This window comes from Ilumatobacter sp. (assembly GCF_049588435.1).
In the GTDB taxonomy this organism is placed as follows: Bacteria; Actinomycetota; Acidimicrobiia; order Acidimicrobiales; family Ilumatobacteraceae; genus Ilumatobacter_A.
In genome coordinates this window covers 1-13,249 of sequence record NZ_JBAVYV010000566.1, presented here as the reverse complement: position 1 = coordinate 13,249, position 13,249 = coordinate 1, and the positions used below count along the sequence as shown (strand labels likewise).

Sequence of the window (13,249 nt, the reverse complement as noted above, 5' to 3'; positions counted from 1 at the left end):
GCCGTTGGTCGGGATGACGTCGAACAAGCCGCTGGTCGAGAGCACGTCGGGCGGCGACGGATCGGCGACGGAACGGTCGGCATACCGCGCGTTCCAGCGGGTGGCGTCGGCGGCGGACATCAGTGCGCCCGATGGAGCGGCAACGTGCAGCAGCGGAAACTGCCACCGGTCTTCGGCGGCTCCGAGTACGGCAGCTCGACCACCTCGATCCCGCGATCCCGCATCTCCGCGTTGATCCGCGTCGACGTCGGCTGCGAGATGACGGTCGAGGGATCGATCGACAGCACGTTCGTGCCCAGCACCTGCTGCTCCTCGCGGGTCACCTCGATCAACTCGTAGGTGTCGCGCACGGCGGCCGGGACGTCGTGCATCCCGTCCGGGTAGATCAGCGCGTAGCCGTCCCCCACCGGGAGGAACGAGCAGTCGAGATGCAGCACGTCCTCACCGTGACGCAGCCCGCGCAGGTTGATCGGCACGATCTCGAAGTCGGGCACCAGCTGCATCAGCCACGCCGCACCGGCCAGGGTCGTCCGCTGGCCGATGCCGACGAACACCTTGCCGCGGTCGACGATCACGTCGCCGCCTTCGAGCACGAGGTCCTCGGGCCCGAACAGCACCTTCACGTGCTCGGGGAATCGCTCGAACAGGTGGGCGTACCCGCGCCACTCGTGGCGGCGGCTCCGTGCGGCCATGGTCGTCACGACGAACGTGTCGCCGATGACGACACCGATGTCGCGGGTCATCATCTGGTCGGGGATGTACGGCAGCGGATGGGGTTGGTCGACCTCGATCCCGCGTCGGACGAGTTCGGCGATGAACCCGTTGAGCTGCTCGGTCACCGCTGCAGCGGTCGGCGCGTCGGGTCCGTCGTAGAACTTGCGCTGGGTCTCGTTGATGATCTCGGGATCGACCTGCAGGAAGTTGTCGGGATAGCCGACGATGACCGAGCGGAGGGGAGCGGTTTCGGAGTCGACGAACACATCCATCGCGAGCAGCGTATGCATGCGCGAACCCTCCCGACGTGGGATCATCGTGCACCGTGACAGAGATCGATGCCGCTACACAGACCTCGACCGGTTGGTTGTCCGACGACGACCTGGAGTTGGTGCGAGCCAACGTCCCGATCGTGTACGTCGATGCCGTTCCGGTGCGCGTCGACTCACTCGGGAACGTGACCGAGGTCGGGATGCTCCTGCGGGTGGCGGCCGATGGGACGATCAGCCGGATGGTCGTGACCGGCCGGGTGATGTTCAACGAGCGTGTGCGTGAGGCGTTGATGCGCCACTGCGAGAAGGACCTCGGTCCACTCGCGTTCCCGCGGGTCCCGGCCAACCCCACACCGTTCACCGTCGTCGAGTACTTCCCCGACCCGGAACGCTCGGGCTTCTACGATCCGCGTCACCACGCCGTGTCGCTCGCATACGTGGTTCCGGTCGAGGGCGAGTGCGAGCCGACGCAAGAGGCGCTCGACCTCACCTGGTTCACACCGGAGGAAGCGGTGGGCCGTGAAGTGCGCGAATCGATGACGAGCGGACACGACCGATTGATCCGCCTCGCGCTCGCGCACGTCGGCAAGCTGCCCTGAGCGAACCGGCCCGGTGATCCCGGCCGGAGAGTCGGTTCAGCGTTCGGCCGAGTAAGCCGCAGACCGCGCCGCTGCCCATCGCAACAGTGCGTACCCGAGCACGCCAGCGGTCGCTGACGCCGCGAGGATGGCGAGTTTGGCCGACCGCAGGAGGTCGGGGTCGTCGAACGACAGGCTCGCCACGAACAAGGCGACGGTGAAGCCGATCCCGGCCGTGGCTCCGACGCCGACGATGTGCCCCCACGTCGTTCCCGCCGGAAGGCGCCCGACTCCGAAGCGCACCGCGATCCACGTGAAGGCGACGACTCCGACCAGTTTGCCGACGACCAGTCCGAGCGACACGCCGCCGAACACGGCGAGGTCGAGCCCCTCGGTCGAGATGCGCACGCCGGCGTTCGCGAGCGCGAAGAGCGGCACGATACCGAATGCGACGATTCGGGTGAGCGAGTGCTCGATCCGATCCAGTGGCGAGTACGTCTCCTTGATGTAGTGGCTCAGCGCCGTCGGAATGTCGTTCTCGTCGTCGGCCATGAAGTGGGCGGCATGATCGCGGACGCCTTCGACGAAGCGACTCGGATCGTGGAACGGATGGGCGGGGGTGAGCAGACCGAAGACCACTCCGACGATCGCTGCCTCGACGCCAGCTTCGAGCAGCGCGTACCAGCACACGACGCCACAGACGATGTACGGCACCAGCGACCTCACCTCGATCCGGCTCAGAACGCGTGCGGCCACCACGCAGCCGACCGCCGCCGCGAGCCAGGTGAACTTCACCCCCTCGGCGTAGAACACGGCGATGACGAGGATGCCCCCGATGTCGTCGACGACGGCGAGGGTGAGGATGAAGATCCGCACGCCGAGCGGGATCCGCGATCCGACGAGCGTGACGACCCCGACGGCGAATGCGATGTCGGTCGCGACGGGAATCCCGAAACCGTCGACGGCGCCCCCGGCGTTCACCAGCAGATAGATCCCGGCCGGGACGATCATTCCGCCGAGCGCCGCGAGTGCCGGCAACGCAGCGGCCCGACGGTCGCGGAGTTCACCGTGGACGAGTTGGCGCTTGATCTCGAGTCCGACCACCAGGAAAAACAGCGACATCAGCGCGTTGTTGATCCACTCGTGGAACGTGAGATCGAGTTCCACGACGTCACCGATGTCGAATCCGATGACCGTCGAGAAGAGCTGTTCGTAGCTGTCGGAGAACGGAGAGTTCGCCCAGACGAGCGCGGCGACCGCAGCGACCAACATGACGATTCCTCCGGCCGTCTCGACCGCCGCGAAGCGCGCCGCGGGTTGGAGGACGACACGTGGAATGAGTCGATCGGATGCGGCGAAATTGCGACGGAGGTCGTCGATCACGGCGTCAGTCAATCATGGAACGCACGACCGCAGACAGTCCCACAGCCGTGCCGCGCGATCGCGTAGTCTTGGCACCGAGATGCCAGAGGGGGACACCATTCACCGCACCGCGAGCGCCCTTCGTACGGCGCTCGGTGGCAAGGCGATGATCCGCTTCGACGCCCCCCGCTTGATCGGTCCGGTGCCGCAGGCCGGACGCACGATCGAGAAGGTCGAGTCACACGGCAAGCATCTCGAGATCGAGTGGGACAACGGGATGATCCTGCACACCCACATGCGGATGTCGGGTTCGTGGCACCTCTACCGTCAGGGCGAACAGTGGCGCCGTCCCTACGAGCAGATGCGTGCGGCGATCGAGAACGCCGACTGGGTCGCGGTGTGTTTCAACGCCCCGCTGGTCGAGACCTATCGTCGCCCGGACAAGCGCCGCCATCCCGGCATGGGCCGGCTCGGCCCCGATCTGTGCAAACCCGATGCCGACCTCAGCCTCGTCGTCAACCTGTTGCTGTCGTTTCCCGACAGCGAGGCGCGCATCGCCGAGGTCCTGCTCGATCAACGGGTGATGTGCGGCGTGGGCAACGTGTATCGATGCGAGGTTCTCTGGGCGACCGGGATCAGCCCGTTCGCTCGGGTCGGCGATCTGTCCGAGGCCGATGCGGTGCGGATCGTGAACACGGCGGCGTCGCAGTTGCGCGCCAACCTCCACCACCCCCGTCGCGTCACCGCCAACGACGTCCGTGGCGGGCTCGCCGTGTACGGCCGCAACGGGCAGCGGTGTGCTCGATGCAGCGGAAGCGTCGACATGCGCCGGATGGGCGTCCACAACCGGATCCTGTACTGGTGCCCCGGTTGTCAGAACCACCACGATCCGCGTGTGGCGAACGATCCCGATGACACGCCGGTGATGGATCCGCATCCGGCCGCGCAACGATTCCTGCGCGATCTTCCCTGGAATCGCGACGTCGTCTGACCCGCGTCCTCCGCTCCCGCACAATGTCCGGGACATCGTGACACCGGCCGTCAGGACCCGCCCGGAATTCGGGTCGAACACCCCGAACCGAGCCGCCGACGTCGTGGTCGGCCGCTCGCCGCTGTCAACGGCGGCGGGAGCCGGCGAGTTTGGTGGGGCCGGAGCGCAGGAGGTCGGCCAGTGCCCGTTCGACTTCTTGGGCGAGGATGATGCTCGACATCTCACGCGCAACGGGCCGGAGCGCGCCGATGGCGGTCTCGAGTTCGTCCGCAGATGCTCCGCCGGCAAAACCGGTGCCGGTGCGCTCCACCAGCAGCTCGACCGTGTCGTCGACAGCGGTCGAGAGTCGGCGGCGGAGCAGGTCGCGTACCCGAGCGGTGATGTCGACGTCGATTCCGGCCTGGCGAAGTCGAAGCGCGTGTTGGAGCAACGTCGGGCTGGGCGCCAGCCAGGTTCCGTCGGGCTGCTGGTGCAGGTAGCCCGCCGCCTGCAGTTCACCGATGACCCCTGGACGATCGCCTCCGAAGCGGCGGATCTGTTCAGCGAGTTGATCGTGGGTCAGGGTTCCGGGCCGATCGTCGGACCACGGAGCCGTGAGCGTGGCATCGACACCGAGCCATTCCGAGACCGTGGTCGTCGGGGAGTCGGACGCGACGAGCTCACGGATCGTCTGCAACGTCAGCCCGCGATCGCGTAGCTCACCGACCACCGTCAACCGGTCGAGGTGTTCGTCGGTGTACACCGCTTCTCGGCCCTTCTTGCCGGGCCGGGGGAGCAGCCTCTCGGACTGGTAGTAGCGAACCGTCCGCTCACTGACCCCGCTCGCGACGGCGAGCTCCGCCAGCGTGTAGGTCGCGCTCGGGTCGGCGGTGTCGTCATCGGGCACGGGCACATTGAACCACACCGGTGGCGACAGTGACAGTAATCACTGTCACATCACGTTGACAGTGAACACTGTCAACGTCAGGATGGGTCGTATGACAACCACGCTCGCCACCCCACAGGCCGCACCATCCGAACCATCGGTCGCCGCACCGGTTCCGACGCCGCGCACGACACTTCGTGCCGAGCAACTCATCGCCGCATCCGATCGTCAGTCCCACGATCCGTTCCGAGACATCACCTGGGATGTCCCGATCGACGATTCCGCCTTCCACCTGCCGCCCGAGTTGCTCGCTCTGTACGGCACCCCCGAGTGGGACGCGATGACCGAGACGGAGCGGATCACGTACAGCCGTCACGAGGCGGCGGCGACGTACTCCGCCGGAATCTGGTTCGAGAACGCGTTGATGCAAGTCGTGTTGCGCCACCTGACCGAGATCGATGTCACCGATCCGATCCACCGCTATCTGCTGATCGAAGTGGCCGACGAGTGCCGCCACTCCGCGATGTTCGGTGAGTTCGTCCGCCGTGCCGGAACCCCGTCGTACGCGCCCCATCGCCCCGTCATGCTCGACGAGACCAGCAGCGGGCGGGTGTTGTCGTACCTCCTGATCCTGGCGATCGAGGAACTGCTCGATCACGTCAACCGGGCGACGATGCGCGACGACCGCCTCCACACCGTGTCGCGCCAGATCGCTCGACTCCACGTGCTCGAGGAGGCGCGCCATGTCAGCTTCGCGAAGTCGTACCTGTCCGAGGTCTGGCCGAAGTTGGACACCGCCGACCACGCGATCGTCCGTGACGCAGCACCGATTCTCGTGGCCGAGGTCGTGTCGATCAGCCTCAACCCCGGTGTCTTCGAACACCTCGGCATCGTGGGTGGCGCAGATGTTGCCGCCGCAAACCCCCGCTACCGAGCCAACATCGTCTCCGGGCTGGGGAAGCTGACGACGTTCCTCGCCGACGTCGGCATCATCGAGGAGACCGACGATCGTTGGTCCGACCTCGGCCTCGTCGCGATGTGACGAGCGGAGGGCGAGCGTCGGTGGCCGAGGTCGCCGCCGACGCAGCGAACGTCAGCCGCGGCCGAGAACGCGGTCGACGTCGATCTCGACCACGGCCCGATCGTCGCGCTCCTTCGGTTGCTGAAAGCGCTCGGCATACCCGTCCACACCGGCCTGAACGGCGTCGCGCCCGGTCACCAGCCGGACACGGCCTTCGAGCGTGAGCCACCGCCCACCATCGACCTGGCACACGGCGGCCCGTTGTCCGGCGGCCTCCATCCGTCCCGCGTTGACGGCCTTCTGTGACGTGTCCCACGTGATCACGCGCGCAACCCGCGCCGCCGCGTCGTAGCTGAACCCGACCGCGACGACGTGCGGCGATCCGTCGGGTCGCAGCGTGGTGAGCGTCGCCAGATGACGCTCACGCAGGAACGTCATCACATCGTCGTCCAGTCGGTCCAGATCGAGTGCCATCCCCCAGTCCTATCCGCCGCTCGAAGCTTTCGGTGAGAGTCTGGGCCACCCCTCCGTCTCACGTCTCACCGAAGCGGGATGGACGTGCGTTCCGGTGAGAGTGGGGACCGAGGGGTGGACTCACATCTCACCGGAGCGGAGCGGAGTGGAGGGGAGGGGACCTACTCGGTGGCGATGGCGTCGAGGACGTTCATGTTGCTCGCCTTGAACGACGGGTACAACGCGGCGAGCAGCCCGGCGATCACCGCGCCGATCAGGATCATCACGATGATCCCGGGGCTGAACGCGAGGTCGCTGATGATGTTGTCGGGCACCGCCAGGCAGAGCACGACGCCGAGGAACGTGCCGAGGACCACGCCGATCAACGCCCCGAACACGGACACGATCACGGCCTCCCAACGCACCGACTTGCGGGTCTGGCGTCTGCTCATCCCGACCGCCCGCAGCAACCCGATCTCGCGGGTCCGTTCGTACACCCCGAGTGCCAGCGTGATCGAGATGCCGATGACGGCGATGACGATGGCGAACAACAGCAGGATCGCGATGATGAACAGCAGCTGGTTGATCTGGTCCTCCTGCTCCTGCAGGAACTCGGCGTTCGACTGGACCGTGGCCTGCGGAAACTGTTCGAACGCAGCTTGCACGGCCGCATCGCCGACCTCGGGGTCGACCCCGTCCTTCAGGGCTGCCAGCGCGAAGACGTCGCTCTGCGTCTCGTCACCGCTGACATCGTCGAGCAGGTCGAGATCAATGAACCAGTTCAGCCCGAACGAGTTGTCGGCGAAGATCATGTCGACCGTCAGGTCGCGGGTCTCTCCGTTCTGGAACGTCACCGTCGCCGTGTCACCGAACTCCAACCCGGCCGAGTCGGCTGCCTCGTCGTGGACAGCGAGCGAGTCGACCGCGAGGTCGGCGAAATTGCCCTCGATGTCGTCGAAGTCGACGAGTTGCGACGCCGCCACGGGGTCGACCGCCGTCAGGACCTTCGTGTCGTCGTCGACCTGTGCGGTCACCACACGGAACGGCGTGGCCGTCTCGATCTCGGGCAGTTGGGCGAGCGTGTCGACGACGATCGGCGGGAACCCACCGGATCCGGGCCCGCCCTGGCCTCCCGCTGATTGGACGATGTAGTCGGCCGACACCGATCGGTCGAACGCCGCCGTGATCGATTCGCGCAGCGACGAGGCGAACACCGCGGCGGCGCTCACGAGGGCGACGCCGATCATCAGCGCGGCTGCGCTCGACGACGTCCGGCGTGGCGCGCGTGCGACGTTGTCGCGGGCGAGCTTGCCCGGCGTCTTGAACAGCTTGGCGATCGGCCACCCGATGATGCGGGTGACCGGTGTGGCCACCGTGGCCGACACACTCGCCACGCCGAGGAAGAGCAGCAGCGTTCCACCGCCGCCGAGCACGACGAGTCCGATCGTTCCGCCGGGCGACACGAACAACCCGACGAGCAACATCGCGAGCCCGACGATTGCCGTCACCGTGCCGACGACGAGTCGGCGCGACCTGATGGCCGCGAACCCGAGTTCGGGGCGCATCGCCGCGACGGGCGGGATCTTGGCGGCGCGGCGGGCGGGCACGATGACCGAGAGCATCGTCACGCCGATCCCCACGATCGCCGACACCAGAACGGTCCGCGGCAGCAGGACCGGCGACGACGACGGGAATCCGGCTCCGGCGGCGTTGAATGCCACGACGATCAGTTGGGCGACGCCGAGCCCGGCGAGGACGCCGAGGATGGTTCCGACGACACCGACACCGAGGGCCTCGAGTGTGATCATCCGGCGCACCTGCTTGCCCGACGCGCCGATGGCGCGGAGCAGCGCCAGCTCCCGCAGCCGCTGACCGATCGTGATCTGGAACACGTTGTTGATGATGAAGGCGGCGACGAACGCGGTGATGAACGCGAAGATCAGGAGTCCGGTCCCGAACACCCCGATCAGCGGCCCGATCTGATCCTGGAACTCCTCGATCAGCGTCTCGCGGTCGACGATCTCGTAGTCGTCCCCGATCGCCGACGCGATCGAGGCCTCGACGGTTGCGACATCAGCGCCTTCGGTCAGACCGACGTTGATCTGGTCCACCAGACCGTTGGCACCGAAGTGCTCGAGCGCCGAGTCGAGATCGAGTGCGATGATCGATGCTCCGAGGAAGCTGTCGCTGTCGGGCGTTCCGACCGTGCCGACCAGCTCACCGGTGTAGATCCCGGTATCGGTCGAGTAGCTGAGCGAGTCGCCCACCTCGAAACCCTCCCGAGAGGCGGTCGCGGCGTCGATCACGAGTTCGTCGGGCCCGATCGAGGCTCGACCGTCCTTGAGCTCGACGCCGGCCAACGTGTCGTCCTCGTACTGCGTCCCGAACATGCCCCCGGTCGTGGTGATCGGCTCGCCGTCGTCGTCGAGGATCTGGGCGCGCGCCGTGAGGTCGGGTTCGATCACTGCGATGCCGTCGATGCCCTCGAGTTCGTCGGCGACCTCGATCGGAACCGGAGGAGGACTGTTGTCGCTCCCGAAGCTGTCGTCCTCGAACGCGTTGACGCCGCGGACCTGGAGGTCGACGTCCTGGACGAGATCCTCGATCAGACCGTCGAACGACCGGGTGAGGCTGTCGGCGAGCACGAACGACCCGGCGACGAACGACACACCGGCGACCACGGCGAACACGATCGCGATCGTGCGGCCGATCCGGGCGCGGATGCTCTTGCGCGCAATGAGCGCGATCGAACCGGCCACGTCAGTTCCCCAACTGCTTCATCCGCTCGAGGATCTCGTCGGACGTCGGGTCGGTCAGCTCTCCGTCGATCCGGCCGTCGGCGACGAAGATGACGCGGTCGGCGTAGGAGGCCGCCACAGGGTCGTGGGTGACCATCACGATGGTCTGGCCGAACTCGCGGACCGCGCTGCGCATGAAGTCGAGGATCTCCGCGCCGGTCGTCGAATCGAGGTTGCCGGTCGGTTCGTCGGCGAAGATGATCTCCGGCTGCGACGCGAGGGCGCGAGCAACCGCCACCCGCTGTTGCTGCCCTCCGGAGAGTTCGCTCGGACGGTGATGAACGCGGTCCTTCAGCCCGACCGCAGTGATGACCTGGGCGATCCAGGCTTCGTCTCCGGCGTTGCCCCCGAGCATCATCGGCAGGCGGATGTTCTCGTCCGCGGTGAGTGTCGGGATCAGGTTGTAGGCCTGGAAGACGAATCCGACCTTGGTGCGGCGCAGCTCGGTGAGGGCCTTGTCGTCGAGCGAGGCCAGGTAGGTCTCGCCGACGTAGGTCGCTCCCGACGACAGTGCGTCGAGGCCCGCCAGGCAGTGCAGGAGCGTCGACTTGCCGGAGCCGGACGGGCCCATGATCGCTGTGAACTTGCCGGTCTCGAAGCCGACCGTCACGCCATCGAGGGCGCGGACCTCCGCATCGCCGACGCCATAGACCTTCGTGGCGTCGATCGCTCCGGCCGCGGTCGTCGACGGGGTGGAGGGTGCGGGTGGCGCGAGATCGGTACTCATGGCGTACAGCCTGCCCGAAATCTGCCCGAGGCCATACCCGGTTTCGATATCTGGCATCCGGTCGGGGTCGGCGATCGGCGCCGTTCGACAGCGCGCTCCTCGGCCGGAGGCTTCCGTGCCGTACGCTCGACGCCTGATGACCTGCGTGTCGTGTTCCCAACCGCTGGCCGAAGGCGCGCGGTTCTGTTCGTTCTGCGGGCACGAGGTGCGGTTGGACGCGGTCGAGGAACGCCGGGTCGTCACGGTGGTCTTTGCTGACCTGGTCGGATACTCGGCCCTGTCCGAGCACCTCGATCCCGAGCGGGTGAAACGGCTCGTCGACGACGCCTTCGAGCGGTTGATCATCGAGATCGATCGCTTCGGCGGACACGTCGACAAGGTGCTCGGTGACGGGATCCTGGCGATCTTCGGTGCTCCGGTCGCGCATGAGGACGATCCGGAACGTGCGATCCGGGCGTCGATCGAGATGCACGGAACGCTCGAGGGGTACGTCGTCGACGAGGTCGGCCTCGACCAACCGTTGCAACTGCGGATCGGGATCAACACCGGTGAGGTCGTGGTCGGACGCCAGTCGGGAACCGACGACTACACCGCGATGGGTGACGTGGTGAACGTGGCGTCGCGCCTCCAGACGATGGCTCCGCCAGGCGGGACCTACCTCGGAGCAGCGACCGAAGCGCAGTTGTCGCCCGTGATCGAACGGGTGCTCGTCGCCGAGGCCGAGGTGCGCGGTCGAGAGCAGACCGAGCAGGTCTTCCAGGTCACCGGCCGGAGTCAGCGACTCGTCCGCAACCGGTCGCCGCACGACCGCGCGTTCGTCGGTCGCATCAGCCAGCGTGAGCTGTTCGCATCGGTGATGGGGCTCGTCGCCGGGGGACGGAGCGCGATCGTCTCCGTATCAGGTGAGGCGGGTAGCGGCAAGACACGCCTGGTGAACGAGTCGCTCGCCAAGTTCCCGAATCCTGACGTCGTGGTCTTCGCCGGGGTCTGCGCGCCGTACGGCGAGACGAACGTCTGGGCGCCGATCGCGTCGGCGTTGTTCAAGCTGATCGGCGCGGATCGGGAGGTGCCGTCGGTCCGCCTGCGTGAGGTGGTCGAGGAGAGCGGTCTTCAGCTCTACGGCTTCGACCAGACCGATGCCCGGCTCCAGCGGTTCATCGAGGGGGCGATGCACCTGTTCGGTCATCCGTCCGAGCTCGACCGGGTGCCGCCGAGTCAGGCACGCGAGATCATGATGCAGGTGGTGGTCGAGGGGATCCATCGGCGGTCGCAGCTGGTGCCGATCGTCGTGTGGATCGACGACCTGCAGTGGGCCGACCCGCTCCTGCTCGAATTGTTGGGCCGGGTCAGCCGGTCCCTCGCGGATCGACCCGTGCTCGTCGTCACGGCTCACCGTGACAACGCGGAGATCGACTGGCCCCCGGCGCACGATCACCCGGTCACCATCCGGATCCCGCTGAGCCCGCTGACCCGCGAGGAGTCCGACGAACTGGTCCACCTCGTGCTCGGCGATGACGCGCGAGCGGAGCTGGTCGACCAACTCTTCGAACGCAGCGGGGGCAACCCGCTCTTCCTCACCCAGCTCGCGGAGGTGAGTCGTGACCACCCGGGTCACGAGGCGCTTCCGGGCTCGTTGCGCGCATTGATCGCGGCCCGCCTCGATGCATTGCCGGCCGGCCAACGACAGATCGTCGACAACGCGTCGGTGCTCGGAGCGACCGGTGCGCTGAGCGGTCTCGAACGGTTCGCGTCGGCGCTCGGCCAGCCGTTCGATGCCGTGGACATCGACGGGTTGGTCGATGCGGGGATCCTCGACCTCGATGAGGGTTGGTGGAGATTTCGCTCCGATGTCATCCGCGAGGTCGCCTATCAGACACTCACGAAGTCCTCGCGAGCACAACGACATGCCGGGACAGCGAAGGTGATCAGCAGCTTCGACGTCGGCCCGATCGATCAGATCGCGCACCATGCCGCAGCAGCCGCCGAACTCGTCGCCGAGGTCGGGCCCGTCGACGGAGTTCCCGACGACATCGAGCAACGCGCAATCGAACTTCTCACCACGGCCGCGAACCGTTCACTCGACGTCGGTGGGTTCAGTCAGACGATCCGCCAGTCGACCCGCGCGCTCGACCTGCTCGGGACGTCCGCGGAACCACGAACGGTGCGCACCCTCCGGCTGATTCGAGCCAAGGCCGCCGTGGAGCGTCGAGAGTCGGCGCTCGGCGAGATCGACGCGCAGCACGTGCTCGAATCGGCGGTCGAGGACGGCGACACCAGACAGGAGGCGATCGCCCGGCGACTGCTCGGCGTGATCAGTCAGCAGCAGGGAGACCTCGACCGAGCCCGTGAGCAATTGACGATGAGCGTCGACCTGCTCACCGAGCTCGGACCCGACCCGGAGCTGGTCACCTCGCTGAGCGACCGTGGATTCGTCGAGGTGTTCGGAGGCTCGCTGGAGGAGGCCGACCGCATCCTCGCGGAGGCCGAAACGATGGCCGACGAATTCGACGATCGTCGGCGACTCGCTTGGATCCGCCAGCATCAGGCGTGGGTGGCGTTCCTGTCGGGCGACACCGGACTCGCCGAGGAGCGGCTGACCGCATCGTCGGGCCTGTTCGACGAGCTCGGCGATCGATCGGGATCGAGTTGGGCGCTGGGCCTGCTCGCGTACGTCCGGTTCTTCGAACGGCGCTTCTCCGATGCAGAGAGCCTGGCGACCGTCGTGCGGCGTGACGCGGTCGAGGTCGGTGAACTCTGGGCGCCGGCGATGATGGACTCGCTGATGGCGTCGATCCGATTGTGGACAGGCCGCTTCTCCGATGCCGAGGAACTCTCCCGCCGCGCGCTGGCCGGATTTCGTGAGTTGAACGACCGCTTCGGCATCGTGCAGGCGCTCGCTCCGCGGATGCGGGCGCTGGTGGCGCTCGGTCGGAATCAGGAGGCCGAACGCAGCCTCGAGGAGGCGCTGTCGTTGGCCGACTCGTTCGGGGATCTCGCGATCCCGACGATGGCCGCGGCGGGAACCGCCGCGCACCTCGGCCTCGGAGCACGCGCCGTCGCTCTGAGCGAGGTCGCTCTGTCGCGGATGCTCGCGATGCATGCGGATGGCTCCGAAGCCCGGATCACGCTCGCGCTCGGGCTGTGTCAGGTCGGTGATCCCGATCGAGCGCTCGCGACGTTGCTCGAGGTACGCGAGCCGAGCCCGTACTCCCGATCGGTGACCGCGCTGGCATCGGCGATGGCCGGCATGCGGGACGAGGCGCTCGCAGCGGCTCAACTCGTGGTCGCCGACGACACCTCGACATATCTCGATCGTGTGCTCGCCGACATTGCGGGGGGAGCGGCGCTGATGGTCGACGACCCGGTCGCCGGAATCGAACGACTCGACTCCGCCCATCGGACAGCGTCGCTCGCGGGCGACGCAGCGGCCATCGCGCTCGCGACCGCCGCCCGCTCGGAGATCGGTTC

General features: G+C 67.2%; 10 protein-coding genes. 4 read left to right on the top strand and 6 right to left on the bottom strand.

Annotated elements, in window-relative coordinates; translation table 11 throughout:
* Positions 1-119: 119 nt before the first annotated feature.
* The gene (locus tag WBV89_RS21355) at positions 120-1,004 is read right to left on the bottom strand and encodes a dimethylarginine dimethylaminohydrolase family protein (RefSeq protein ID WP_423983347.1); all 885 of its coding nucleotides are present in this window, start codon (positions 1,002-1,004) and stop codon (positions 120-122) included.
* A gap of 44 nt (positions 1,005-1,048) precedes the next feature.
* Here WBV89_RS21355 and WBV89_RS21350 point away from each other — a divergent pair, with 44 nt between their 5' ends.
* Positions 1,049-1,585 carry a DUF4916 domain-containing protein gene (locus tag WBV89_RS21350; RefSeq protein ID WP_423983348.1) on the top strand — a complete coding sequence of 179 codons (537 nt, stop codon included), beginning with the start codon at positions 1,049-1,051 and terminating at the stop codon, positions 1,583-1,585.
* 36 nt (positions 1,586-1,621) lie between these two features.
* On the opposite strand, the gene nhaA is transcribed toward WBV89_RS21350, so the two are convergent.
* The gene (nhaA, locus tag WBV89_RS21345) at positions 1,622-2,947 is read right to left on the bottom strand and encodes a Na+/H+ antiporter NhaA (RefSeq protein ID WP_423983346.1); all 1,326 of its coding nucleotides are present in this window, start codon (positions 2,945-2,947) and stop codon (positions 1,622-1,624) included.
* A gap of 79 nt (positions 2,948-3,026) precedes the next feature.
* On the opposite strand from nhaA, the gene WBV89_RS21340 reads away from it, so the two are divergent.
* Positions 3,027-3,917 (top strand): DNA-formamidopyrimidine glycosylase family protein, encoded by an 891-nt coding sequence (locus WBV89_RS21340; protein ID WP_423983345.1) that lies wholly within the window; start codon positions 3,027-3,029, stop codon positions 3,915-3,917.
* A 124-nt stretch (positions 3,918-4,041) separates the two neighbouring features.
* On the opposite strand, the gene WBV89_RS21335 is transcribed toward WBV89_RS21340, so the two are convergent.
* Positions 4,042-4,803 carry a MerR family transcriptional regulator gene (locus tag WBV89_RS21335; RefSeq protein ID WP_423983344.1) on the bottom strand — a complete coding sequence of 254 codons (762 nt, stop codon included), beginning with the start codon at positions 4,801-4,803 and terminating at the stop codon, positions 4,042-4,044.
* Between the two features lie 91 nt (positions 4,804-4,894).
* On the opposite strand from WBV89_RS21335, the gene WBV89_RS21330 reads away from it, so the two are divergent.
* Positions 4,895-5,824, top strand: coding sequence for an AurF N-oxygenase family protein (locus tag WBV89_RS21330; RefSeq protein ID WP_423983343.1), 930 nt, complete (start codon positions 4,895-4,897; stop codon positions 5,822-5,824).
* A gap of 51 nt (positions 5,825-5,875) precedes the next feature.
* Here WBV89_RS21330 and WBV89_RS21325 read toward each other — a convergent pair whose 3' ends face one another.
* The 3 genes from WBV89_RS21325 to WBV89_RS21315 form a co-directional block, all read right to left on the bottom strand.
* Positions 5,876-6,277, bottom strand: coding sequence for a pyridoxamine 5'-phosphate oxidase family protein (locus tag WBV89_RS21325; protein WP_423983342.1), 402 nt, complete (start codon positions 6,275-6,277; stop codon positions 5,876-5,878).
* Between the two features lie 161 nt (positions 6,278-6,438).
* Positions 6,439-9,015 carry an ABC transporter permease gene (locus tag WBV89_RS21320; protein WP_423983341.1) on the bottom strand — a complete coding sequence of 859 codons (2,577 nt, stop codon included), beginning with the start codon at positions 9,013-9,015 and terminating at the stop codon, positions 6,439-6,441.
* Between the two features lies 1 nt (position 9,016).
* The gene (locus WBV89_RS21315) at positions 9,017-9,781 is read right to left on the bottom strand and encodes an ABC transporter ATP-binding protein (protein ID WP_423983340.1); all 765 of its coding nucleotides are present in this window, start codon (positions 9,779-9,781) and stop codon (positions 9,017-9,019) included.
* A gap of 136 nt (positions 9,782-9,917) precedes the next feature.
* Between WBV89_RS21315 and WBV89_RS21310 the strand changes: the two genes are divergently transcribed.
* A partial coding sequence (locus WBV89_RS21310) for an ATP-binding protein (protein WP_423983339.1) occupies positions 9,918-13,249 on the top strand: 3,332 nt, incomplete at its 3' end.